At 42.4% G+C, this 24,514-nt stretch carries 32 protein-coding genes; all 32 read left to right on the top strand.

The genetic code is table 11. From position 1 onward, the window contains the following. Positions 1 to 289 precede the first annotated feature (289 nt). The 32 genes from MK403_RS03430 (at position 290) to rpsH (ending at position 24,363) form a co-directional block, all read left to right on the top strand. A complete protein-coding gene (locus tag MK403_RS03430) occupies positions 290 to 1,540 on the top strand; it encodes a bifunctional folylpolyglutamate synthase/dihydrofolate synthase (protein ID WP_268708951.1) in 1,251 nt (416 codons plus the stop codon). 90 nt (positions 1,541 to 1,630) lie between these two features. Then, positions 1,631 to 2,086 carry an SP_0198 family lipoprotein gene (locus MK403_RS03425; protein WP_268708950.1) on the top strand — a complete coding sequence of 152 codons (456 nt, stop codon included), beginning with the start codon at positions 1,631 to 1,633 and terminating at the stop codon, positions 2,084 to 2,086. Positions 2,087 to 2,271: 185 nt separating this feature from the next. Further along, complete coding sequence (locus MK403_RS03420) at positions 2,272 to 3,423, top strand: iron-containing alcohol dehydrogenase (protein WP_268708949.1); 1,152 nt, start codon at positions 2,272 to 2,274, stop codon at positions 3,421 to 3,423. Between the two features lie 104 nt (positions 3,424 to 3,527). After that, positions 3,528 to 4,796 carry a glycosyltransferase gene (locus MK403_RS03415; RefSeq protein WP_268708948.1) on the top strand — a complete coding sequence of 423 codons (1,269 nt, stop codon included), beginning with the start codon at positions 3,528 to 3,530 and terminating at the stop codon, positions 4,794 to 4,796. Positions 4,797 to 4,800: 4 nt separating this feature from the next. Continuing rightward, entirely contained in the window at positions 4,801 to 5,781 is a 981-nt protein-coding gene (locus MK403_RS03410) for an NAD-dependent epimerase/dehydratase family protein (RefSeq protein WP_268708947.1), read from the top strand. Next, the gene (locus MK403_RS03405) at positions 5,756 to 6,571 is read left to right on the top strand and encodes an MBL fold metallo-hydrolase (RefSeq protein ID WP_223327020.1); all 816 of its coding nucleotides are present in this window, start codon (positions 5,756 to 5,758) and stop codon (positions 6,569 to 6,571) included. Before MK403_RS03410 ends, MK403_RS03405 begins: the two co-directional genes overlap by 26 nt. Further along, positions 6,549 to 7,811 carry a F390 synthetase-related protein gene (locus MK403_RS03400; protein WP_268708946.1) on the top strand — a complete coding sequence of 421 codons (1,263 nt, stop codon included), beginning with the start codon at positions 6,549 to 6,551 and terminating at the stop codon, positions 7,809 to 7,811. Before MK403_RS03405 ends, MK403_RS03400 begins: the two co-directional genes overlap by 23 nt. A gap of 14 nt (positions 7,812 to 7,825) precedes the next feature. Continuing rightward, entirely contained in the window at positions 7,826 to 8,770 is a 945-nt protein-coding gene (locus MK403_RS03395; protein ID WP_268708945.1) for a 3-oxoacyl-[acyl-carrier-protein] synthase III C-terminal domain-containing protein, read from the top strand. A gap of 134 nt (positions 8,771 to 8,904) precedes the next feature. Continuing rightward, entirely contained in the window at positions 8,905 to 10,437 is a 1,533-nt protein-coding gene (cls, locus tag MK403_RS03390) for a cardiolipin synthase (RefSeq protein ID WP_084945724.1), read from the top strand. A 74-nt stretch (positions 10,438 to 10,511) separates the two neighbouring features. Further along, complete coding sequence (locus MK403_RS03385; RefSeq protein ID WP_000934021.1) at positions 10,512 to 10,655, top strand: hypothetical protein; 144 nt, start codon at positions 10,512 to 10,514, stop codon at positions 10,653 to 10,655. Positions 10,656 to 10,690: 35 nt separating this feature from the next. Then, positions 10,691 to 12,247 (top strand): damage-inducible protein CinA, encoded by a 1,557-nt coding sequence (locus tag MK403_RS03380; RefSeq protein ID WP_268708944.1) that lies wholly within the window; start codon positions 10,691 to 10,693, stop codon positions 12,245 to 12,247. Between the two features lie 116 nt (positions 12,248 to 12,363). Further along, complete coding sequence (gene nrdD, locus MK403_RS03375; RefSeq protein ID WP_038804802.1) at positions 12,364 to 14,571, top strand: anaerobic ribonucleoside-triphosphate reductase; 2,208 nt, start codon at positions 12,364 to 12,366, stop codon at positions 14,569 to 14,571. A gap of 11 nt (positions 14,572 to 14,582) precedes the next feature. After that, complete coding sequence (locus MK403_RS03370; RefSeq protein ID WP_268708943.1) at positions 14,583 to 14,723, top strand: hypothetical protein; 141 nt, start codon at positions 14,583 to 14,585, stop codon at positions 14,721 to 14,723. Positions 14,724 to 14,766: 43 nt separating this feature from the next. Then, on the top strand, positions 14,767 to 15,267 hold the full coding sequence (locus tag MK403_RS03365; RefSeq protein WP_038804637.1) for a GNAT family N-acetyltransferase: 501 nt from the start codon (positions 14,767 to 14,769) through the stop codon (positions 15,265 to 15,267). Positions 15,268 to 15,272: 5 nt separating this feature from the next. Then, on the top strand, positions 15,273 to 15,869 hold the full coding sequence (gene nrdG, locus MK403_RS03360; protein ID WP_038804636.1) for an anaerobic ribonucleoside-triphosphate reductase activating protein: 597 nt from the start codon (positions 15,273 to 15,275) through the stop codon (positions 15,867 to 15,869). Continuing rightward, positions 15,866 to 16,492: a uridine kinase family protein gene (locus MK403_RS03355; protein ID WP_038804635.1), complete on the top strand. Its 627-nt coding sequence runs from the start codon at positions 15,866 to 15,868 to the stop codon at positions 16,490 to 16,492. Before nrdG ends, MK403_RS03355 begins: the two co-directional genes overlap by 4 nt. Positions 16,493 to 16,758: 266 nt before the next feature. Then, the gene (rpsJ, locus tag MK403_RS03350) at positions 16,759 to 17,067 is read left to right on the top strand and encodes a 30S ribosomal protein S10 (RefSeq protein WP_001284513.1); all 309 of its coding nucleotides are present in this window, start codon (positions 16,759 to 16,761) and stop codon (positions 17,065 to 17,067) included. Between the two features lie 216 nt (positions 17,068 to 17,283). Beyond that, on the top strand, positions 17,284 to 17,910 hold the full coding sequence (gene rplC / locus MK403_RS03345; protein WP_000160197.1) for a 50S ribosomal protein L3: 627 nt from the start codon (positions 17,284 to 17,286) through the stop codon (positions 17,908 to 17,910). A 24-nt stretch (positions 17,911 to 17,934) separates the two neighbouring features. Beyond that, positions 17,935 to 18,558, top strand: a complete 624-nt coding sequence (gene rplD / locus MK403_RS03340; protein ID WP_000024537.1) for a 50S ribosomal protein L4 — start codon at positions 17,935 to 17,937, stop codon at positions 18,556 to 18,558. Then, positions 18,558 to 18,854 carry a 50S ribosomal protein L23 gene (locus tag MK403_RS03335; RefSeq protein WP_001055347.1) on the top strand — a complete coding sequence of 99 codons (297 nt, stop codon included), beginning with the start codon at positions 18,558 to 18,560 and terminating at the stop codon, positions 18,852 to 18,854. The genes rplD and MK403_RS03335 overlap by 1 nt, the downstream gene beginning before the upstream one ends. A gap of 17 nt (positions 18,855 to 18,871) precedes the next feature. Next, positions 18,872 to 19,705 carry a 50S ribosomal protein L2 gene (gene rplB, locus MK403_RS03330; protein WP_268708942.1) on the top strand — a complete coding sequence of 278 codons (834 nt, stop codon included), beginning with the start codon at positions 18,872 to 18,874 and terminating at the stop codon, positions 19,703 to 19,705. A 102-nt stretch (positions 19,706 to 19,807) separates the two neighbouring features. Beyond that, entirely contained in the window at positions 19,808 to 20,089 is a 282-nt protein-coding gene (gene rpsS, locus MK403_RS03325; RefSeq protein ID WP_000533766.1) for a 30S ribosomal protein S19, read from the top strand. An 11-nt stretch (positions 20,090 to 20,100) separates the two neighbouring features. After that, positions 20,101 to 20,445, top strand: a complete 345-nt coding sequence (gene rplV, locus MK403_RS03320; protein ID WP_000818137.1) for a 50S ribosomal protein L22 — start codon at positions 20,101 to 20,103, stop codon at positions 20,443 to 20,445. Between the two features lie 12 nt (positions 20,446 to 20,457). Further along, the gene (rpsC, locus tag MK403_RS03315; protein ID WP_000529936.1) at positions 20,458 to 21,111 is read left to right on the top strand and encodes a 30S ribosomal protein S3; all 654 of its coding nucleotides are present in this window, start codon (positions 20,458 to 20,460) and stop codon (positions 21,109 to 21,111) included. Positions 21,112 to 21,114: 3 nt separating this feature from the next. Next, positions 21,115 to 21,528 (top strand): 50S ribosomal protein L16, encoded by a 414-nt coding sequence (gene rplP, locus MK403_RS03310; protein WP_000960948.1) that lies wholly within the window; start codon positions 21,115 to 21,117, stop codon positions 21,526 to 21,528. Positions 21,529 to 21,537: 9 nt separating this feature from the next. Next, positions 21,538 to 21,744: a 50S ribosomal protein L29 gene (gene rpmC, locus MK403_RS03305; RefSeq protein ID WP_000772918.1), complete on the top strand. Its 207-nt coding sequence runs from the start codon at positions 21,538 to 21,540 to the stop codon at positions 21,742 to 21,744. 24 nt (positions 21,745 to 21,768) lie between these two features. Further along, positions 21,769 to 22,029 (top strand): 30S ribosomal protein S17, encoded by a 261-nt coding sequence (rpsQ, locus tag MK403_RS03300; protein ID WP_000440801.1) that lies wholly within the window; start codon positions 21,769 to 21,771, stop codon positions 22,027 to 22,029. A gap of 25 nt (positions 22,030 to 22,054) precedes the next feature. Then, positions 22,055 to 22,423 (top strand): 50S ribosomal protein L14, encoded by a 369-nt coding sequence (gene rplN, locus MK403_RS03295; protein WP_000616548.1) that lies wholly within the window; start codon positions 22,055 to 22,057, stop codon positions 22,421 to 22,423. 182 nt (positions 22,424 to 22,605) lie between these two features. Beyond that, positions 22,606 to 22,911, top strand: coding sequence for a 50S ribosomal protein L24 (rplX, locus tag MK403_RS03290; protein WP_000497690.1), 306 nt, complete (start codon positions 22,606 to 22,608; stop codon positions 22,909 to 22,911). Between the two features lie 23 nt (positions 22,912 to 22,934). Continuing rightward, on the top strand, positions 22,935 to 23,477 hold the full coding sequence (rplE, locus tag MK403_RS03285) for a 50S ribosomal protein L5 (RefSeq protein ID WP_000013542.1): 543 nt from the start codon (positions 22,935 to 22,937) through the stop codon (positions 23,475 to 23,477). Between the two features lie 17 nt (positions 23,478 to 23,494). Next, the gene (locus MK403_RS03280) at positions 23,495 to 23,680 is read left to right on the top strand and encodes a type Z 30S ribosomal protein S14 (RefSeq protein ID WP_001085697.1); all 186 of its coding nucleotides are present in this window, start codon (positions 23,495 to 23,497) and stop codon (positions 23,678 to 23,680) included. 284 nt (positions 23,681 to 23,964) lie between these two features. After that, the gene (gene rpsH / locus MK403_RS03275; protein ID WP_000245504.1) at positions 23,965 to 24,363 is read left to right on the top strand and encodes a 30S ribosomal protein S8; all 399 of its coding nucleotides are present in this window, start codon (positions 23,965 to 23,967) and stop codon (positions 24,361 to 24,363) included. Positions 24,364 to 24,514: the final 151 nt, after the last annotated feature.

Here is a 24,514-nt window from a genome sequence, read left to right as displayed (position 1 = left end):
TTAGCCCAACTCCTAGAAATTGGAAGAGTTGGAATATTCGGGGGATATTTTTACCCCAGTTCCTTTAAATAAGAGAGAACTGGTAAGTCTGGGAGACTGTATCACCCCAACTCCTAAAAATTGGAAGAGTTGGAATACCCGGGGGACGTTTTTAGCCCACGTTGAAATTCATAGTAGCTAGTGATTAGCTAACCAGGTAAGAGGTTGGGATTTTTGTCCCGACCTCGCTTTTTACTTGCAATTATACTTTGTTGTGGTAGTGGATTGTACTTTTGTTAAGGAGACATGTATGTTTGAAGTAGAGGAATGGCTCCATAGTCGGATTGGTTTAAACTTTAGATCTGGACTTGGAAGAATGCAGCGAGCAGTGGATTTGCTGGGGAATCCTGAGAAGACTTATCCTATTATCCACGTAACAGGGACTAACGGTAAGGGGTCAACTATTGCCTTTATGAGGGAGTTGTTTGTTGCTCATGGTAAAAAAGTTGGTACTTTTACCTCTCCTCATATCATCAGTATCCATGATAGAATCTGTATCAATGGGCAACCGATCGTAGATGAAGACTTTACCCGTATAGCTAACCAAGTCAAGGAGATGGAAAAAACTCTTTTGGAAACACATGACCAATTGTCTTTCTTTGAGTTGTTGACCTTGATTGCTTTGCTTTACTTCAAAGAGCAGAGAGTGGATCTAGTCCTGCTAGAAGTGGGGATTGGTGGTCTACTTGATACGACTAATGTCGTAACAGGAGAGATTGCCGTTATTACTTCCATTGGCCTAGATCATCAGGAGACCTTGGGCGATAGTCTGGAGGAAATAGCCGAGCAGAAAGCTGGTATCTTCAAGGCTGGAAAGAAGGCGGTCATTGCCAAGCTTGCTCCAGAAGCGGAGTTTGTTTGTCAAAAAAGAGCGAGAGAGTTAGATGTAGACCTTTATCAAGCTGGGCAAGACTTCACCTTGAATGCAGGAGATTTTTCAAGTAGCCTAGCAAGTTTTTCACAGCTTGAAATTGGTTTGGAAGGTGCTTATCAGCAAGAAAATGCCGCCTTGGCTTTAGAAACTTTTCTTCTATTTATGGCGTCAAGAGGTGAAAGGGTCGAAGAAGAGTTTGTCAGACAGGCCTTCAAAGAAACTCGCTGGGCAGGTCGATTGGAACGGATTCGTCCGCATGTCTACCTAGACGGGGCTCACAATCTGCCAGCCTTAACCCGTCTGGTCGAGTTTATCCAAGGGAAAATCCAGCAAGGTTACCAGGTTCGCATCCTTTTTGGGGCTCTTAAACGCAAGGATTATCAAGGAATGTTAGGCTATCTGACGGAGCGGTTACCTGAGGTGGAACTTAAGGTAACAGGTTTTGACTACCAAGGCTCTTTGGATGAGAAGGATGTGGCGGGTTACGATTTGATTCCTTCCTATGGCGACTTTATAAGAGAATTTGAAGATAAGGCCAATAACCAGAACTTGCTTTTCGTGACGGGCTCGCTCTACTTTATCTCGGAAGTACGAGAGAGTTTGGTTGGAAGCGATGGGACTAGTTGACCTTCTATGTTTAAGTTGTTATACTGGAGGTAGGAGGTATATCCGGAAACGATTCCAGTAAATTATTGGCACAAAAGAAAGGAAATCGCTATGAAAACGAAAACATTCACACTTTCTATTGCTTCCCTAGCAATTCTTAGTCTTTTAGTAGCTTGTGGACCTAAGGCACAAGCCCCTACCCAGCAATCTGATCAGCAATCATCTTCTCAACAAGAATCATCTTCTAGTGCTGCTACAAGTGCTAGTCAACCACAAACGTCCTCAAGTCAGGACACTACTGTAGCTCAACCTACGAACATCGATGGTACCTATACTGGAAAAGATGAGAATGACCAAATCACTCTTGTTGTAACAGGTAAAACTGGTATATGGACTGAGGTCGAGCCAGATGGAGATAAGGAAATCAAGCAAGTCAGCTTTGAACCAGAAAATCAACGTGTTATTATCGGTGATGATGTCAAGATTTACGCAGTTAATGGTAATCAATTGATTATCGACGATATGGACCGAGAGGCATCTGACCGAGTGGTATTAACTAAGCAATAATGATTAAGTAAAAGTTCCAATGAGATGAAAGCTATCTTTTTGGAGCTTTTTTTCTTGAAAAAGTGGCTGGCTGTTCTTTACTAACTTTTTACTTAAAGCGCTTACAAATATTTGTAAAACTTCTTATAAGGTCGTATACTTATAGTAAATAATCAAATAGCGCAGAGGCACAGGAGGAAAAGCATATGGCTACATTTTACGTTCCATCGGTTAATCTTATCGGTAAAGGTGTTGTAAATGAAGTAGGTCCGTATATCAAGGAATTGGGGTATAAGAAGGCTCTTTTGGTGACAGATAAGTTCATCGAGGGAAGTGATATTTTACCTAAGGTCCTAAAACCACTAGATGCTGAAGGGATCGAATATGTGATCTTTAGCGATGTTGAGCCAAATCCGACTTGCAAGAACGTCACAGACGGAGTGGATGCTTTGGAAGAGCATGGATGTGACTTCATCATCAGTCTTGGGGGAGGGTCTCCACAGGATGCGGCTAGTTGTATCTCTATCATTGCGACAAATGGTGGCAAACCACAGGACTACGAAGGACTTCACAAGTCTGCTGAAAAAGGGTTGCCAGTGGTTGCGATCAATACAACAGCTGGAACTTCTGCAGAAATCACCATTAACTATGTCATTACTGACGAAGAACGCAAGGTCAAGATGGTAATGGTTGATAAGAACAGCCTTGCCCTCATCTCTGTCAATGATCCAGAACTCATGCTTTCAAAACCGAAAGGATTGACAGCGGCGACGGGTATGGATGCTCTTACTCACGCTGTCGAAGCCTTGGTAACACCGGGTGCTTATGATGTAACCAAGAAATTGTCTATCGGAGCTATTGAACTCATCAAAGAGTATCTTCCTCGTGCTGTGGCTAACGGACAAGATATTGAAGCGCGTGAGGCGATGGTTAATGCCATCTTCCTTGGCGGTATGAGTTTTAACAACGCTGGTTTGGGCTACGTTCATTCTATGGCTCACCAACTCGGTGCGGTATATAACTTGCCGCATGGTGTCTGCTGTGCTATGCTTCTCCCTGTTGTAGAACGTGAAAATGCCAAACGTGTACCAGAAGCTTTTCGCAATGTGGCCAAGGCTTTGGGTCTCCATGTTGAAGGGAAAACAGACCAAGAATGTGCTGCCTACGCTATTGCTGAAATTGAGAAACTGTCTGAAACAGTAGGCATTCCAAAGAAACTCACTGAACTCGGTATCCAAGAAAAAGACTTTGACTTTGACTACCTTTCTAAGAATGCCTTGATTGATGCTTGTGCACCTGGAAATCCATTTATGCCAACTTTAGAAGAAACCATTGCTCTCTACAAAGAACTCTTCTAAATATCAAGTAGAGTGGAAGGGACTTATTCCTCAAAATATAAATAATATTGGAAAGAACTATCATTTTGGTAGTTCTTTTTTTAAAAATTTGCTATTCTAGACATATGAGAAAAATCAAAATTGATGTGATTGTAGTGCCCTTAAGTGGGCATCTCTTCCCGACCCTGAATCTGCTCGCACCCTTGTTGAAGGATCCCTTGTATGAGATTCGATTATTTACAGGACCGCAACGAAAAGCTGTCGCAGAGGAGATGGGATTCCAGGTGATTCCCATTTTAGAAAATTGTGTAGATGAGTTTGAGCGTGTAGCCAACAATGAAGGGCAGTTAAACCTTATTTCTGCTTATCGACAGTTGTCAGCTAGTCTTGATTTGATCAATGTGGTTTCAGATCAATTAGTGCAAGAGTGGCAGGAAAATCGACCTGATATTGTGATTGCGGACTTTATAACCCTCTCTGGAGGACTAGTGGCGGAACAGTTGGATATTCCTTGGATAACCACAATGGCGACACAGTTTGCCATTGAAACGACAGATGGACCGCCTTGTTTCTTTGGAGGAATGGGCAGTCCAAAGACATCTTTCCAATCTATCCAGCAATGGCTAGGAAGAAAAGGGACTCGTTTAGGGAAACGAATCGTAACCTTTTTATTGAGAGAACGCTTGAAACGTTACGATTTTAAGCTCTACAATCAAAAAAATCAGGAAACCATTTATTCGCCCTACTCCATCTTGGGAATTGGGATGAAAGAGTTGGAGCTGAAAAGTGGTTTTCCAGAGCACTATCTTTGGGCGGGACCTTTTGGGTCTTCGATTGAGAGAGCAGAGAATTATCCTCTGGATTTGGCTCCTTATGCAAATCATAAGAAAGTCCTCGTATCTTGTGGGACTCAGCTAGCATGGGCCAAAGACAACCTCCTCTACCAGACCCAACAATTGGCAAAAGCCCATCCGGACTGTCACTTCTTTGTGACTCTGGGGTTTGGCGGACAAGACTTCCGATGTGAGGAGCTCATGGACAATGTTTCTGTGGTATCCTATCTTCCCTATAAGGAATACATTCCTCAGATGGACTATGTGATTCATCATGGCGGTGCGGGCATTTTTTACCAATGTATTATCTATGACAAGCCTGCCTTGATTCTCCCCCATGACTATGATCAGTATGACTATGCGGTTCGTGGCTTAGAGGCGGGGATTGCTCTGACTGCTAAGCGAGAGGATACGGAAGCAATTGGACGCGCTTTTGATAAGCTATTGGCTAGAGATGACTGGTCAGACTTGAACAAACTCAGTCGCGCAGCTCAAATCTATCAGCCAACAGAGATTCTGAAGAGCGAAATACATCGACTCTTAGGGGACAAGGAGAAGTAAAAAAATGAAGAAAGTATTGGTAACAGGTGCTACGGGCTTTCTAGGTAAGTATGTTGTTGAAGAGCTCAGTCAGTCGGGTTATCAGGTACGCGCTTTTGGACGCAATCGCAAGGTGGGTCAGTCTTTAGAAACTTCTACTGTGGCATTTTTTCAGGGAGATTTGACCAAACAAGAGGACTTAGCTCAGGCTTGTCAAGAGATGGACATGATTGTGCATGCGGGTGCTCTTTCTACCGTTTGGGGACCTTGGGAGGACTTCTACCAGACAAATGTCTTGGGAACCAAGTATGTTCTGGATGCTTGTCGAGAGGCTGGTATTCAGCGTTTGGTTTATGTGTCCTCGCCTAGCATCTATGCTGCGCCTCGAGACCAGCTAGCTATCAAAGAAAGCGATGCGCCTCAGGAAAATAATCTGAACAACTACATTCGCAGTAAGCTGGCTTCGGAGAAGCTGTTTAAGGATTATCCCGATGTTCCGAGTATTATCTTACGGCCTCGTGGGCTTTTTGGGATTGGGGATACCAGTATTTTGCCCCGAGTTCTCAAACTCAGTCAGAAGATTGGTATTCCCTTGATAGGGGACGGTCGTCAGCTCATGGATATGACCTGTGTGGAAAATGTCGCTCTGGCCATTCGCTTGGCACTAGAGACCCCTCAAGCTAGTGGCCAAGTTTATAATATTACCAATGGGGAACCAAGAGCCTTTAAGGATTTGATAGAAGAAGCCCTGAGAGGACTGGGCTATCCGATAACATACAGAAAAGTGCCGGCTCCTCTTCTTTCAGCTATTGCAAGTAGTTTAGAGTTTCTTTATAAGACCTTGAAACTCAAAGGCGAGCCGGCTCTGACACGCTATACCTATTATTTGCTGCGGTATAGCCAGACGCTGGACATCAGCAAGGCGGAGCGAGATTTGGGGTATCGCCCTCAAATCAGTATTTCGGAAGGGATTGAACAATATGTCCAAGATTATCGAAAGCATTGATTATTTCCCAGCAGGCTACTGTACCAGCTACACAGGTTTGCTATTTAAGGGAGTTAAGAATCAAAAGATGACCTTTCCAGCAGGTGTTTTTCTTATCAAACACAGGGACAAGGGCTATCTCCTCTATGACACAGGCTATCATTACGATATTAAGACCCATCTTCGCTATGGCTTCTATCGGCTAGGAACGCCCGTTCAAATGACGGAGAAGGACCAAATTTCACGTTTGCTAGAAGTGAAGGGAATCAAACCAGAAGAAATTAACTATGTTCTTCTATCACACCTACATCCAGATCATCTAGGAGGAGCTAGTTTCTTTCCTCATGCAACCTTTATCTTGACAAAAGAAGTATATGAAGTCTACCAAAAACCCAAGTTGAAAGACTTGATTTTCAAGGAGTTTTTACCAGCTTCTTTTGAGAAAAATCTAACCATTATCAGAGCTGACCAGCAAGTTTCAACTTTTCCCTATCGTCCGATTTGTGATCTTTTCGGAGATGGCAGTATCCTAGTTGCTTCAGTTGACGGGCATGCTAGGGGCCAAGCCTGTCTGTATCTTCCAGACCTTAATCTCCTCATTGCAGCAGACCTCTGTTGGGGGATTGACCTCTTACCTTATACCAAGCAGATGCACTTGATTCCTTCCTTGGTTCAGGATAATAAGGCCGACTATATCAGGGGGACAGAGTTTCTGGAGAAAGTTTTAAAGGCCGGTATCGAGGTAGTTGTTAGCCATGATCCTGTAGAAAGGATAGAGTCAATCTTACATGAAAAAAATAACCTTTCTTAAAACCTTTATCCAAACTCGATGGCTTCATCATTTCAAATCTCGAGAAGCTTTAGAAAACTATCAGAAAAAGCAATTAACCAACTATATGGACTTTTTAAAGCGAGAGTCTCCTTACTTTAAAAATGGGGTTCCTAGCGACTTTGACCATATGGACAAGGCTTTTATGATGGAACATTTCAATGAGCTCAACACCCAAGGAGTGGATCGTGATGAAGCTTTGAGCTTGGCTATTGAAAGTGAGAAGACCCGTGACTTCACTGAACTTAAAGGGGAAGTAGCCGTCGGTCTGTCTTCAGGGACGTCTGGACATCGGGGGCTCTTTATCACAACAGAGAAAGAGCGAAGTATGTGGGCTGCAGCTATCTTGGCAAAGATGTTGCCCAAAGGTCAACTTTTTGGACACCGCATCGCCTTTTTCCTGAGAGCTGATAATGAACTTTATCAGACCATCAATACGGCGCTCATTCGTCTAGAGTATTTTGATATTTTCAAACATACAGATGAGCATATAGAGCGACTCAACAACTATCAACCAACGATTATTGTGGCACCAGCCTCTATGTTGCTTGAATTGAGCAAGCGTCTCAAGGATGGAGAGTTAGCTATTTACCCACAAAAAATCGTTTCGGTGGCGGAAATCTTGGAAGATAGTGATAGGGAACGCATCGCAGAGGCCTTTTCTCTGTCCATCATTGACCAAGTTTATCAGGCGACTGAAGGTTTCTTAGCCTGCACTTGCTCAGCCGGCAATCTGCATCTCAACGAAGACATTATCTTTGTGGGAAAGCGGTATCTGGATGACCGCCGTTTTTATCCAGTGATTACGGACTTTAAAAGAAGCAGTCAGCCTGTTTATCGCTACCAGCTCAATGATATCTTGGTTGAAAATCCGGAGCCTTGTCCCTGTGGCTCCTACTATACACGGATTGACAAGATCGAAGGACGCTCTGACGACATCTTCTATTTTGAAGGACTGGATGGGGGACAGGTAACTATCTATCCAGACTTTATCAGGCGCTGCATCCTTTTTGTGGAGAATGTAGGAGATTACCAAGTCAAGCAACATTCCGAGAAGTTAGTGGAAGTTTGTCTAAGCCAACGAGATGAGGATTTAGAGGCAGCTATTCTAGCTCAATTCCAACTCTTGGCCCAGCAAAAGCAATTTATAGTTCCTCGAATCCAATTTTCAGATTATCACTGGGATACTAGCCGTAAACTCAAACGAATCCAACGTTTATGAAAGGATAAAAGACAATGACAGAAGTAAAAAGACACGTAGAAATCGCAGGTTATGGTGCTTGCCTTCCAAAGTACACAGTAACATTCAAAGACCAGACCCGTTATCGTGTAGTTGAAAATGAAGAAACGCAACTTGACTTGGCAGAAGGAGCTATCCACCGTGCACTTGAACATGCAAATTTGGATATTAAAGATATCGATTGCCTTGTATCAGCTAGTGCAGTTGGTGTTCAGCCTATTCCTTGTACGGCTGCCTTGATTCATGAGCGCGTGGCAAAAGGACTCTCAATTCCAGCAATGGACATCAATACAACCTGTACCAGCTTTATTTCTGCTCTATCGACTATGTCTCACCTGATTGAGGCGGGCGAATACAATCGTGTCTTGATTGTTTCTAGCGAGGTTGGTAGTTTAGGGCTCAATCCCAAGCAAAAAGAAAGTTTTGAACTCTTTAGTGACGGGGCAGCAGCCTTTATTTTCCAAAAAAGTCATCAGGAAAAAGGGGTCATTGCTAGTCTCCAACGTACTTGGTCAGAAGGGGCTCACGATACGGAGATTCGTGGAGGTCTGACTTCTTTTCAACCAAAAGAGTACTCTGAAGCGACGAAGACCAACTATATGTTTGACATGAAGGGGAAGAAAATCCTCCTCTTGTCTGCCCGTAAAATCCCAGTCATGTTTGAAGAGTTTCAAGAAAAAACACAGCTAGCCTTGGCAGACGTGGACTATATCATTCCTCACCAAGCAAGTCGTGCTCTTCCTTTGGTCATGGAAAAACTAGGTGTGGCTGAGGATCAGTACCTCAATCTCGTCACTGACTATGGAAATATGGTGTCAGTCTCTGTACCGTTTGGCTTGGCTTATTCTTTAGATCATGGGCTGGTCAAGGAGGGAGATGTCGTCTACCTTATGGGAACCGCAGCTGGTATGACAGTCAATATGTTGGCTCTGAAATTGTAACAATTATCCAAACACGGAACGGTTGGAGCATGAGCAAAGGTAAACGGTTGCCATCTACCCCTGAACTGAGGTATACTAGTAGAAATATTAGTTTAGCAAGCAATTAGGGAGATGTTAGAAAAGGAAGGGGATGTATGACAGCTAGAAAAATGCAGCTACTCATGTCTAAGTATGGTTTTAGTATTGCCATCATGTTGACGGAGTTGATTCTCGTCTTTGGTTTATTTCTCTATCTAGGACAGATGGCTCCGATTCTCTGGATTATCCTTGTTATTTTAGTAAGCTTAGCGACCATTGTATCAATTGTCAATCGGTCCATGAATCCTGAGAGTAAGGTAACATGGCTGTTGGTGGCCTTTGTACCAGTATTTGGTCCCTTGCTCTATATCATGTTTGGAGAACGCCGTTTATCGAAAAAAGAAATGAAGCAGCTAAAGCAACTCCAATCAATGGTTGACCGAGAGGACAATAGCAGAGCCCTCCGTTTGGAGTTAAAGGAAGAGGATAAGTCGGCTTACGGAGTCATCAAATCCCTCCTCAGTATGGATACGAACGCAGATGTCTATGATCGAACGGATACACAATTTTTTGCATCTGGTGAAAGCATGTGGTGTCAGATGCTAGAGGATCTCAAGAAAGCGGAGAAGTTTATCTTTCTCGAATACTATATCATAGAAGAAGGTTTGATGTGGAATAGTATTTTGGAGATTTTGGAAGAAAAGGCAGCTCAAGGAGTAGAAGTGAAGCTTCTCTATGATGATATTGGTTGTATGGCAACCTTGCCTGGAGATTATACCATCCAGCTTCGTGGTCGAGGGATTGAAGCCCACAAATTTAACAAGGTGATTCCACGTTTGACCGTTGCTTATAACAACCGTGATCACCGTAAAATCATGATCATTGATGGGCAGATCGCCTATACAGGTGGTATCAATCTGGCAGATGAGTATATCAACCATATCGAACGCTTTGGTTATTGGAAGGATAGCGGTATTCGTCTGGATGGACCAGCAGTCAAGGCTTTTACTAGACTATTTTTGTCAACCTGGTATATCAACCGTGGGGAAATTAGCGATTTTGACCAATACCATCTCGAAAATCAACCTAGAGATGGGATGGGGCTTTGTATCCCTTACAGTAGCGGACCAAAACCTATCTACCGAGCCCAAGTTGGAAAAACGGTCTATCAAAACCTTATCAATCAAGCTACAGATTACGTCTATATCACGACTCCTTATCTGATCGCTGACTATGATCTAACCGAGAGTATCAAAAATGCAGCTCTGAGAGGAGTAGATGTGCGAATTGTGACGCCATGTATCCCAGATAAGGAGATTATCCAATTGGTTACTCGCGGAGCCTACCCTGACTTGCTATCTGCTGGAGTTCGTATTTATGAGTACAGCCCGGGATTTCTTCATAGCAAACAAATGCTTGTCGATGGAGAGGCAGCTACTGTGGGAACCATCAATTTTGACTATCGTAGTTTGCTCCACCACTATGAAAATGCCGTCTTGCTTTATAGAACGCAGTCCATTATAGATATTGAGAGGGACTTCAAAGAGATTTTTAAAGTTTCTCAAGAAATCTATCCCCACACAATCAAAACAAGCTGGTATCAAAGCCTGATCAAGGAAATTGTTCAGTTGTTTGCGCCCATGCTCTAACTATTCACCAAGATCTAGCCCAAGGCTGGATCTTATTTTTGTCTTTTTGCGAATAGATAAGCAGGAGGATGAAAATGCTAAATCAAGAAGAACATGATTTTATCCTAGAGTTTCAAACAAGCAGTTTACACCGTTTTCGAGAGATTGAACGCTATGCTGAGCTAGATAAGAAGTTAAGGAAATATCAATCCTTAGCTGACATTCCTGTAAGATTTTGATATACTAAAACAGATAAACTTAGAGGAGAAATTGAATGAACGTATACGAGGAAAAAGACGAACAGCTAGAAGAATTTCGATACCAGTATCGGGAACGGCTGGATCAAGAGTCTGAATTTGGGCTGGAGCGAGGTAAGAAGAAACGAACTCCACTTCCGTTTTTTAGTGTGGCAATTTGGAGTCTGGCTGCTACAGCTGTTTCTGTAATGTTGCCTCTGATCTTTGGTTTGGTGAGCCCCCAACAGATGCAAGATCTTTATACTGGTTGGGCGCTACATCAGAGTGGGCAGATTTACACGGATTATTATGGTTCAAATGGACTGCTTTATTACGTACTAATCTATCTCTCTCAAGGGAGTATTCTTTTTGCTTTGGTGGAGTGGTTGGCCTTGTTCGGAGCCGGAGTTTTTCTATTTAAATCCGCAGATACCTTGACAGGTCAGGGAGAGCAGGCTAGACAGCTTTTGTTGGTTTTCTATTTGCTTGTAGGCAGTCTGGGATTTGGTGGTAGCTATGCAGTGGCTGTGGCCTTGCCTTTTCTATTTTATAGTTTTAGCCTAGTGGCTAACTATCTGGATGATCCAAGTAACGATAAAGGTTTCTTGCGAGTTGGGATGAGTTTAGCATTAGCTTTCTTCCTATCACCTATTCCCACAGCTTTGTTTGCAGCCACACTTGCCTTGAGTTTGTTTGGATTTAATATTGCCAAGCGTAAATTTTCTCATGGTTTGTATCAATTTTTCGCATCAGCTCTAGGATTTTCTATCATTTTTTATCCAATTGGCTATTATACAGTCTTAACAGGAACTTTTGGTGATGCGATTAGCCATACTTTGTATCCAATAGATACGCTTAGTCTATTTTCAAATGCCAATCTTATGGAGAATGCTGCTTTCTATGGTTTGCTATCCATCGGTGTTGGGATTCTGACATTGATCTTTTCAGGATTGTTTCAATCTAAACCAGCCAAACAATCTGCTGTCTCAATAGGCGCTATTTTAGGATTATTAGTAACTCTTTCTTTATTAATTCTTTCAAAAGAACCTTTGCATGGCTCACGTTTGGCAGCGATTTTGCCCTTTCTGACATTGTTATCGTTAACCAACATCAAAGAAGGAAGCCCTGATCGTATCAGTCGTAGTAGACGAAGAGTCCGCTCTTCATCACTCTTTGGTCGCTACCTCAAGGGAAATTTCTATCTACCATTAGTTGCGATAGTCTATTTACTTTTCCTACCTGTTTTGAGTCGCTATATTTCGCATCCAAGTACTTATCAGGAACGCGAGCAGCTTGCTAGCTTGGTCAAACAGCAAACGAGTTCTGAGGATCGTGTCTATGCTTGGGATAATCGGCCAGATTTCTACCGCGCAAGTGAACGCTTGACACCAAGCTCTCTAGTAACACCAACACTCTATACTGCAAGCGACGAGAATAAAACGAAACTAGTCAATGACTTGAAAGAAAATCAACCGAAGATGATTTTGGTCAATCAAAAGGTTGCCTTGTGGTCGGATGTAGAGAGCCTACTTAGTGAAAAATACGAGCTTGTTCAGACGGATAGTAAGGAATTCAAGCTTTATAAATCTAAATAACAAATCAATATCTTGTGTATTTTTAAAAATTTTAGAATTTTTAACACAAGATATTGATTTTTCTTTTTAGAGTGGTATAATATCATTTAAGAAGAAAAATAGAAAAGAGCATGGATATGATTGTATTAGAAGAAAACCTTGCAACCGTTCCCACTTTGTTCGTTGAAAAACGAGATGGTAGACGTGTAGTGTTTGATGTAGACAAGATTGACAAAGCTCTCCACAAGGCGGCCGACAAAGTCATGGATGTGACACCCTTGGTCGAAAAACGTCTAAATGGACTGCTTGAGCGTATTGTTGCGGAAATTCACAGTCGTTTCCCTCAAGGTGTCAAGATTTACGAGATTCAAAATATCGTAGAGCATGAACTCCTTGAAGCCAAAGAATATGCGCTAGCTGAGGAGTATATCACTTATCGGACACAAAGGGATTTTGAGCGCTCAAAAGCGACAGATATCAACTTTAGCATTCATAAACTTCTCAATAAAGATCAGGCAGTTGTCAATGAAAACGCCAATAAAGACAGTGATGTCTTTAACACCCAGCGTGATTTGACAGCAGGGATTGTTGGGAAATCAATCGGGCTGCAAATGCTTCCTAAGCACGTAGCCAATGCTCACCAAAAGGGGGATATCCACTATCATGACTTGGACTACAGCCCCTACACTCCGATGACCAACTGCTGTTTGATTGATTTTAAAGGCATGCTGGAAAATGGTTTTAAGATTGGAAATGCTGAGGTAGAGAGTCCTAAGTCTATCCAGACTGCGACAGCTCAAATTTCACAAATCATCGCCAACGTTGCTTCTAGCCAGTACGGAGGCTGCTCAGCTGACCGTATCGATGAGGTCTTGGCTCCTTATGCGGAGAAGAATTACCAAAAACACCTCAAGGATGCGGAAGAGTGGGTCTTGCCTGAGAAACGGGAAGATTACGCATGGAAGAAAACGCAGAAAGATATCTACGATGCCATGCAATCTCTCGAGTATGAAATCAACACCCTCTTCACTTCAAATGGGCAAACACCTTTTACTTCACTAGGTTTTGGTCTAGGAACCAGTCGTTTTGAGCGTGAAATTCAAAAGGCTATCTTGACTATTCGGATCAAGGGGCTTGGTTCAGAACACCGTACAGCTATCTTTCCTAAACTCATCTTTACGCTGAAAAGAGGCCTTAACTTGGAAGAAGGGACTCCGAACTATGACATCAAACAGTTGGCTCTCGAGTGTGCAACCAAGCGGATGTACCCAGATGTCTTGTCCTACGATAAGATTATCGAGCTGACAGGTTCTTTCAAGGTGCCTATGGGTTGCCGCTCTTTCCTTCAAGGATGGAAGGATGAGAATGGTGTAGAGGTCAATTCGGGTCGGATGAATCTAGGTGTTGTGACAGTCAATCTGCCTCGTATCGCCCTCGAATCCGAAGGCGACATGAACAAGTTCTGGGAAATTTTTAACGAACGAATGAACATCGCAGAAGATGCTCTGGTTTATCGCGTTGAACGGACCAAGGAAGCAACACCCGCAAATGCTCCGATCCTTTATCAGTATGGAGCCTTCGGTCGCCGTCTCGGAAAAGAAGAAAGTGTAGATCAACTCTTTAAGAATCGCCGTGCGACAGTTTCGCTGGGCTACATTGGTTTGTACGAAGTGGCTACAGTCTTCTTTGGAAACAGCTGGGAAAGCAATCCTGAAGCCAAGGAATTCACACTGGATATTATTCGCGATATGAAACGTCGTGTGGAAGAGTGGTCTGACCAATATGGTTACCATTTCTCTATCTACTCCACACCGTCTGAAAGTCTGACAGACCGCTTTTGTCGCTTGGATACAGAGAAGTTTGGTTCTATTCCTGACATCACAGATAAGGAATACTACACCAACTCGTTCCACTATGACGTCCGTAAAAATCCAACACCGTTTGAAAAATTAGACTTTGAGAAAGTTTATCCAGAAGCAGGTGCGTCAGGTGGTTTCATTCATTATTGTGAGTATCCGGTTCTTCAACAAAATCCAAAAGCCCTGGAAGCTGTTTGGGACTATGCCTATGACCGAGTTGGCTATCTAGGAACCAATACCCCGATTGATCGTTGCTACAAGTGTGACTTTGAAGGGGATTTTGAACCAACTGAGCGAGGCTTTGCTTGTCCAAACTGTGGCAATAGCGACCCTAAAACAGTAGACGTGGTCAAACGTACGTGTGGTTATCTGGGAAATCCGCAAGCGCGTCCGATGGTCAATGGACGTCACAAGGAAATCGCTGCGCGTGTCAAACACATGAATGGCTCTACTATCAAAACAGCTGGACATGAAGTAACAAATTAGAAGGAAACGCAATGGGGAAATACCAATTAGACGATAAGGGACGCGCACAAGTGACCCGTTATCACGAGAAACACTCGAAAAGTGGAATAGGTAAAAAAGAACGCTTGCTCAACCTCAGAGAACAGTTTTTAAACAAGAACAAGAAAAAATAAAAGTGAGAGTTGCCTCTCGCTTTTCTCTTAATTGGAGGTAAAAATGATACTACGCAGACCAACATTGGCAGATAAAGAAACAGTTTTAGAGATGATGGCAGAGTTTGAACAGACCCAATCAGCCCACGATGGTGGGTTTTGGAACGCCAACAATTTTGTTTACGAAGAGTGGCTAGAAGAAAATCTTCAAGCGGAAGCGGGACTCAATATTCCTGAAAACTGGGTTCCTGCTATCCAGCTGGTTAGTTTTGACGTAGCAGGCCAGGCTCTTGGCTTTCTCAACCTTCGTCTCCGATTAAATGACTACTTACTAGAAAATGGGGGCCATATTGGCTACTCCATTCGTCCATCTGAAAGAGGTAAGGGTTATGCGAAAGAATCCCTCCGACAAGGTCTACAAGTTGCTAAGGGAAAGAATATTAAACGAGCTTTAGTGACTTGTAGCACAGAAAATCCAGCAAGCCGAGCTGTTATCTTAGCTAATGGTGGGGAGTTGGAGGATGTTCGAAATGGAACGGAGCGCTATTGGATAGACTTGGAGTAGACAGCATGACATGGAATACACCAAAACCAGGTGAATGGAAAAGTGAGGAGCTTAGTAAAGGGCGAATCATTGATTACAAGGCTTTTAACTTTGTCGATGGAGAAGGTGTGCGCAACTCTCTCTATGTCGCAGGCTGTATGTTCCACTGTGAGGGATGCTATAATGTTGCGACTTGGTCTTTCAATGCAGGGATTCCTTATACACCAGAGTTGGAAGAACAGATTATGACAGATCTTGCCCAGCCTTATGTTCAAGGTTTGACCTTGCTAGGAGGAGAGCCTTTTCTCAATACAGGTATCCTCCTACCTCTCGTTAAGCGTATTCGAAAGGAATTGCCAGACAAAGACATCTGGTCCTGGACGGGCTACACTTGGGAAGAAATGATGCTGGAGACTCCAGACAAATTGGAACTCTTGTCGCTGATTGACATCCTTGTCGATGGACGGTATGATAAAAGCAAGCGAAATCTCATGCTCCAGTTTCGAGGTTCGTCCAATCAACGAATTATCGATGTGCAAAAATCTCTCAAACAAGGTCAAATAGTGATTTGGGACAAGCTTAATGACGGAAAAGAAAGCTATGAACAGGTGAAGAGAGAATGAAGAAAAATGACCTGATAGAACAACTGGTTTCAGAGATCGAAACGGGAAGAATTAGGACGCTAGGGATCTACGGTCATGGGGCTTCAGGTAAATCAACCTTTGCACAGGAATTGTACCAAGCTTTAGATTCTACTACAGTAAATTTACTAGAAACAGACCCCTATATCACTTCAGAACGTCACCTGGTAGTACCAAAGCAAGCGCCAGATCAAAAGGTGACAGCTTGTCTGCCAGTGGCGCATGAACTGGCAAGTTTGCAGAGAGATATTCTAGCCTTGCAGGCGGGTATGGATATCTTGACAATTGAGGAACCTTGGAAGGCTAGCGAGGTCTTGTCTGGAGCAAAACCGATTTTGATTGTTGAAGGGATGTCTGTGGGTTTTCTACCCAAGGAACTCTTTGACAAAACCATCTGTTTCTACACAGATGAAGAAACAGAGTTAAAGAGGCGCTTAGCTCGAGATACGACTATGAGAAATAGCGATGCATCTTTTGTATTAGCTAGCCATCAGATGAGACGGGAGCAGTATCAGCGATACTATAGAGAAAACGAGTCTAAAGCGGACATTTTAGTGGATCAATCAGAAGATAAATTCAATGTCAAGATGACACATATTATATAGGAGAAAAGATATATTTTTATAGTTGTAAAATCAGTAATCATAGGAAGATGAAAAGAGAAAACAGTTTCATCCTAAAAAAACGAAAAAAAGCTCACAAATCCCTTGCAATCGCAGGGGCTTTGTGTTATTCTATTATGGTGCTGTAAATTACAGCTTTAGCTGTGATGCAAGAGGTTGCGACACGCTCGGTTGCATTGCCACGCAACGCGCGTCGGTTTTCTTGTGGAGCTAGCCTATTATCTTAAATAGACGAAAAGGAGAAAAAGATGGCAAACAAAAAAATCCGTATCCGTTTGAAAGCTTACGAACACCGTACGCTTGATACAGCGGCTGCAAAAATCGTAGAATCAGCTACTCGTACAGGTGCACAAGTTGCGGGTCCAATCCCACTTCCAACTGAGCGTAGCCTCTACACAATCATTCGTGCGACTCACAAATACAAAGACTCTCGCGAACAATTTGAAATGCGTACACACAAACGTTTGATCGATATCGTTAACCCAACCCAAAAAACAGTTGATGCTTTGATGAAATTGGATCTTCCAAGTGGTGTAAACGTAGAAATCAAACTTTAATCTAAAATATAAAAGAGCAGAGGCTGGTGTTTCAATTTAATTGAACACGGGCTAAACTCGGTGTGAAAAAGATAAACTTCCTAGTGTCTGTTAGACACTGCGTCAGTTTCCTATTTTCACTTTGAGTTTGACGCCCTTTGTATCTTAGACTTGAGCATAAAAAACGCTCGTTAAAAACTTTTTGAATAAAAAATATAGAAAAGGAACTATTTTCTCATGACAAAAGGAATCTTAGGGAAAAAAGTGGGAATGACTCAAATCTTCACTGAAGCTGGCGAATTGATCCCTGTAACAGTTATTGAAGCAACTCCAAACGTTGTTCTTCAAGTTAAAACTGTAGAAACAGACGGATACAACGCTATCCAAGTTGGTTTCGATGACAAACGTGAAGTATTGAGCAACAAACCTGCTAAAGGACATGTAGCGAAAGCTAACACGGCTCCTAAGCGCTTCATTCGTGAATTCAAAAACGTTGAAGGCTTGGAAGTTGGTGCTGAAATCACAGTTGAAACATTCGCAGCTGGAGACGTAGTTGACGTAACTGGTACTTCTAAAGGTAAAGGTTTCCAAGGTGTTATCAAACGCCACGGACAATCACGTGGGCCAATGGCTCACGGTTCTCGTTACCACCGTCGTCCAGGTTCTATGGGACCTGTTGCACCTAACCGCGTATTCAAAGGTAAAAACCTTGCAGGACGTATGGGTGGCGACCGCGTAACAATTCAAAACCTTGAAGTTGTACAAGTTGTTCCAGAAAAGAACGTTATCCTTATCAAAGGTAACGTACCAGGTGCTAAGAAATCTCTTATCACTATCAAATCAGCAGTTAAAGCTGGTAAATAATAAAGAAAGGGGAAATCAGTCACAATGGCAAACGTAACATTATTTGACCAAACTGGTAAAGAAGCTGGCCAAGTTGTTCTTAACGATGCAGTATTTGGTATCGAACCAAATGAATCAGTTGTGTTTGATGTGATCATCAGTCAACGCGCAAGCCTTCGTCAAGGAACACACGCTGTTAAAAACCGCTCTGCAGTATCAGGTGGTGGACGCAAACCATGGCGTCAAAAAGGAACTGGACGTGCTCGTCAAGGTTCTATCCGCTCACCACAATGGCGTGGTGGTGGTGTTGTCTTCGGACCAACTCCACGTTCATACGGCTACAAACTTCCACAAAAAGTTCGTCGCCTAGCTCTTAAATCAGTTTATTCTGAAAAAGTTGCTGAAAACAAATTCGTAGCTGTAGACGCTCTTTCATTTACAGCTCCAAAAACTGCTGAATTTGCAAAAGTTCTTGCAGCATTGAGCATCGATTCTAAAGTTCTTGTTATCCTTGAAGAAGGAAATGAATTCGCAGCTCTTTCAGCTCGTAACCTTCCAAACGTGAAAGTTGCAACTGCTACAACTGCAAGTGTTCTTGACATCGCAAATAGCGACAAACTTCTTGTCACACAAGCAGCTATCTCTAAAATCGAGGAGGTTCTTGCATAATGAATTTGTATGATGTTATCAAAAAACCTGTCATCACTGAAAGCTCAATGGCCCAACTTGAAGCAGGGAAATATGTATTTGAAGTTGACACTCGTGCACACAAACTTTTGATCAAGCAAGCTGTTGAAGCTGCTTTCGAAGGTGTTAAAGTTGCAAATGTTAACACAATCAACGTAAAACCAAAAGCAAAACGTGTTGGACGTTACACTGGTTTTACTAACAAAACTAAAAAAGCTATCATCACACTTACAGCTGATTCAAAAGCAATCGAGTTGTTTGCTGCTGAAGCTGAATAATCTAAGGAGGAAATATCGTGGGAATTCGTGTTTATAAACCAACAACAAACGGTCGCCGTAATATGACTTCTTTGGATTTCGCTGAAATCACAACAAGCACTCCTGAAAAATCATTGCTTGTTGCTTTGAAGAACAAGGCTGGTCGTAACAACAACGGTCGTATCACTGTTCGTCACCAAGGTGGTGGACACAAACGTTTTTACCGTTTGGTTGACTTCAAGCGTAACAAAGACAACGTTGAAGCAGTTGTTAAAACAATCGAGTACGATCCAAACCGTTCTGCAAACATCGCTCTTGTACACTACACTGACGGTGTGAAAGCATATATCATCGCTCCAAAAGGTCTTGAAGTTGGTCAACGTATCGTTTCAGGTCCTGAAGCAGATATCAAAGTCGGAAACGCTCTTCCACTTGCTAACATCCCAGTTGGTACTTTGATCCACAACATCGAGTTGAAACCAGATCGTGGTGGAGAATTGGTCCGTGCAGCTGGAGCTTCTGCTCAAGTATTAGGTCAAGAAGGTAAATACGTTCTTGTTCGTCTTCAATCTGGCGAAGTTCGTATGATTCTTGGAACTTGTCGTGCTACAGTTGGTGTTGTCGGAAACGAGCAACATGGGCTTGTAAATCTTGGTAAAGCAGGACGTAGCCGTTGGAAAGGTATCCGCCCAACAGTTCGTGGTTCTGTAATGAACCCTAACGATCACCCACACGGTGGTGGTGAAGGTAAAGCACCAGTTGGTCGTAAAGCGCCATCTACTCCATGGGGCAAACCTGCTCTTGGTCTTAAAACTCGTAACAAGAAAGCGAAATCTGACAAACTTATCGTTCGTCGTCGCAACGAGAAATAATAGTAAACTAGTCGCCTAGCAACTAGGAAATCCGCCAGCTCGGTAGCGCTCTATGTGAGCGCAAGCCGCTGTGGTACAACATTTAAAGGAGAAAATATAAAAATGGGACGCAGTCTTAAAAAAGGACCTTTCGTCGATGAGCATTTGATGAAAAAAGTTGAAGCTCAAGCTAATGACGAAAAGAAAAAAGTTATCAAAACTTGGTCACGTCGTTCAACGATCTTCCCAAGTTTCATTGGTTACACTATTGCAGTTTATGACGGACGTAAACACGTACCTGTTTACATCCAAGAAGACATGGTAGGTCACAAACTTGGTGAATTTGCACCAACTCGTACTTACAAAGGTCACGCTGCAGACGACAAGAAAACACGTAGAAAATAAGGAGAACATAAATGGCAGAAATTACTTCAGCTAAAGCAATGGCTCGTACAGTACGTGTTTCACCTCGTAAATCACGTCTTGTTCTTGACAACATCCGTGGTAAAAGCGTAGCCGATGCTATTGCAATCTTGACATTCACACCAAACAAAGCTGCTGAAATCATCTTGAAAGTTTTGAATTCAGCTGTAGCTAACGCTGAAAACAACTTTGGTTTGGACAAAGCTAACTTGGTAGTATCTGAAGCATTCGCAAACGAAGGACCAACTATGAAACGTTTCCGTCCACGTGCGAAAGGTTCAGCTTCACCAATCAACAAACGTACAGCTCACATCACTGTAGCTGTTGCAGAAAAATAAGGAGGTAAAATCGTGGGTCAAAAAGTACATCCAATTGGTATGCGTGTCGGCATCATCCGTGATTGGGATGCCAAATGGTATGCTGAAAAAGAATACGCGGATTACCTTCATGAAGATCTTGCAATCCGTAAATTCGTTCAAAAAGAACTTGCTGACGCAGCAGTTTCAACTATCGAAATCGAACGCGCAGTAAACAAAGTTAACGTTTCACTTCACACTGCTAAACCAGGTATGGTTATCGGTAAAGGTGGTGCTAACGTTGATGCACTCCGTGCAAAACTTAACAAATTGACTGGAAAACAAGTACACATCAACATCATCGAAATCAAACAACCTGATTTGGATGCTCATCTTGTAGGTGAAGGAATTGCTCGTCAATTGGAGCAACGTGTCGCTTTCCGTCGTGCACAAAAACAAGCAATCCAACGTGCAATGCGTGCTGGAGCTAAAGGAATCAAAACTCAAGTATCAGGTCGTTTGAACGGTGCAGATATCGCCCGTGCTGAAGGATACTCTGAAGGAACTGTTCCACTTCACACACTTCGTGCAGATATCGATTACGCTTGGGAAGAAGCAGATACTACATACGGTAAACTTGGTGTTAAAGTATGGATCTACCGTGGTGAAGTTCTTCCAGCTCGTAAAAACACTAAAGGAGGTAAATAACCAATGTTAGTACCTAAACGTGTTAAACACCGTCGTGAATTCCGTGGAAAAATGCGCGGTGAAGCAAAAGGTGGAAAAGAAGTAGCTTTCGGTGAATACGGTCTTCAAGCTACAACTAGCCACTGGATCACTAACCGCCAAATCGAAGCTGCTCGTATCGCCATGACTCGTTACATGAAACGTGGTGGTAAAGTTTGGATTAAAATCTTCCCACACAAATCATACACTGCTAAAGCTATCGGTGTGCGTATGGGATCTGGTAAAGGGGCACCTGAAGGTTGGGTAGCACCAGTTAAACGTGGTAAAGTGATGTTTGAAGTTGCTGGTGTATCTGAAGAGATCGCTCGCGAAGCGCTTCGTCTTGCTAGCCACAAATTGCCAGTTAAATGTAAATTCGTAAAACGTGAAGCAGAATAAGGAGAAGGCATGAAACTTAATGAAGTAAAAGAATTTGTTAAAGAACTTCGTGGTCTTTCTCAAGAAGAACTCGCGAAGCGCGAAAACGAATTGAAAAAAGAATTGTTTGAACTTCGTTTCCAAGCTGCTACTGGTCAATTGGAACAAACAGCTCGCTTGAAAGAAGTTAAAAAACAAATCGCTCGTATCAAAACAGTTCAATCTGAAGCGAAATAATAGACTAGGGAAGGAGAAATTTCAATGGAACGCAATAATCGTAAAGTTCTTGTTGGACGTGTTGTATCTGACAAAATGGACAAGACAATCACAGTTGTAGTTGAAACAAAACGTAACCACCCAGTCTATGGTAAACGTATTAACTACTCTAAAAAATACAAAGCACATGATGAAAACAATGTTGCCAAAGAAGGCGATATCGTACGTATCATGGAAACTCGTCCGCTTTCAGCTACAAAACGTTTCCGTCTTGTAGAAGTTGTTGAAGAAGCGGTCATCATCTAATCAAGCCTGAAAGGAGAAAACTGAAATGATTCAAACAGAAACTCGTTTGAAAGTCGCAGACAACAGCGGTGCACGTGAAATCTTGACTATCAAAGTTCTTGGTGGTTCTAAACGTAAATTTGCGAACATCGGTGATGTCATTGTGGCATCTGTAAAACAAGCTACTCCTGGTGGTGCGGTTAAAAAAGGTGACGTTGTAAAAGCTGTTATCGTTCGTACTAAATCAGGTGCTCGTCGTGCTGATGGTTCATACATCAAGTTTGACGAAAACGCAGCAGTTATCATCCGTGAAGACAAAACTCCTCGCGGAACACGTATCTTTGGCCCAGTTGCACGTGAATTGCGTGAAGGTGGCTTCATGAAGATCGTGTCACTTGCTCCAGAAGTACTTTAATTGATTGCTCAAAGAAAATTAAAACAAGTCTAGGAAGTGAAACGAAAGCATAACTTGAGTTAGGTGAGTTGAAACTGACGAAGAATTGCTTTGATTTTCGCAGAGTAAAAACAAACAAACTAGTCCCCTGGATTTACTCCAGGGTGCCCTTATGGGCGTAAGAAAAATCAAGGAGAAACCTAATGTTTGTAAAAAAAGGCGACAAAGTTCGCGTAATCGCTGGTAAAGATAAGGGAACAGAAGCTGTTGTCCTTACTGCCCTTCCAAAAGTAAACAAAGTTATCGTTGAAGGTGTAAACATCGTTAAGAAACACCAACGTCCAACTAACGATCTTCCTCAAGGTGGTATCATCGAGAAAGAAGCAGCTATCCACGTATCAAACGTTCAAGTATTGGACAAAAATGGTGTGGCTGGTCGTGTTGGTTACAAATTTGTAGACGGTAAGAAAGTTCGCTACAACAAAAAATCAGGCGAAGTGCTTGATTAATCACGAAGGAAAGGAGAAGTATAATGGCAAATCGTTTAAAAGAAAAATATCTTAATGAAGTAGTTCCTGCTTTGACAGAACAATTCAACTACTCATCAGTGATGGCTGTGCCTAAAGTAGATAAGATCGTTTTGAACATGGGTGTTGGTGAAGCTGTATCAAACGCTAAAAGTCTTGAAAAAGCTGCTGAAGAATTGGCACTTATCTCAGGTCAAAAACCACTTATCACTAAAGCTAAAAAATCAATCGCCGGCTTCCGTCTTCGTGAAGGTGTTGCGATTGGTGCAAAAGTTACCCTTCGTGGTGAACGTATGTACGAATTCTTGGATAAATTGGTTTCAGTTTCACTTCCACGTGTGCGCGACTTCCACGGTGTTCCAACAAAATCATTTGACGGACGCGGGAACTACACACTTGGTGTGAAAGAACAATTGATCTTCCCAGAAATTAACTTTGATGACGTTGACAAAACTCGTGGTCTTGACATCGTTATCGTAACAACTGCTAACACTGACGAAGAGTCACGTGCATTGCTTACAGGCCTTGGAATGCCTTTTGCAAAATAATATAGGAGGTAAATCTAATGGCTAAAAAATCAATGATTGCTAAGAACAAACGTCCAGCGAAGTTCTCTACTCAAGCTTATACTCGTTGTGAAAAATGTGGTCGTCCACATTCAGTTTACCGCAAATTTAAACTTTGCCGTGTTTGCTTCCGTGAATTAGCTTACAAAGGACAAATTCCTGGTGTAACAAAAGCATCTTGGTAATTTAAGATATCAAGGGCGTCAAAACTCCAAGTGAAAATAGGAAACTTGACGAAGAAACTGAAGTTTCTAGGAAAGTTTATCTTTTTCACACAGAGTTTAGCCCGAGTTCAGTTGGGCTTGCCAATTTGAACCCGAGCTACAGCTTTGGCAAAAAAGACCAATTTTCTTTGGAGCATCGCTCCTGCATCAAATTGCCTATTTTTGCTCTTGCTGTTACGCTCTTTGTATCATGTATTAACTAGCAAGTGCAACTTGCAAACTACTAGTAAGAGGAGAACAATAAAATGGTTATGACTGACCCAATCGCAGACTTCCTAACTCGTATTCGTAACGCTAACCAAGCAAAACACGAAGTACTTGAAGTACCTGCATCAAACATCAAAAAAGGGATTGCTGAAATCCTTAAACGCGAAGGTTTTGTAAAAAACGTTGAAATCATCGAAGATGACAAACAAGGAATCATCCGTGTATTCCTTAAATACGGACCAAACGGTGAAAAAGTTATCACTAACTTGAAACGTGTTTCTAAACCAGGACTTCGTGTCTACAAAAAACGTGAAGATCTTCCAAAAGTTCTTAACGGACTTGGAATTGCTATCCTTTCAACTTCTGAAGGTTTGCTTACTGATAAAGAAGCACGCCAAAAGAACGTTGGTGGAGAAGTTATCGCTTACGTTTGGTAAAATCAAGATACAAAGAGCGTCATGGGCAATGTGAAAATAGGAAATCTGACAAAGAGTGTTAACACTCTAGGAAGATTTGTCTTTTTCACACAGACCATAGCTCGTGTTCAATTTAGCTGATTTACTGATCAGCTAAATAGAGAGTAAATTA

The organism is Streptococcus oralis (assembly GCF_026782285.1).
In the GTDB taxonomy this organism is placed as follows: Bacteria; Bacillota; Bacilli; order Lactobacillales; family Streptococcaceae; genus Streptococcus; species Streptococcus oralis_CG.
The sequence above is the reverse complement of the archived record's forward strand: the minus strand, read 5'-3'. Positions and strand labels throughout refer to the sequence as shown.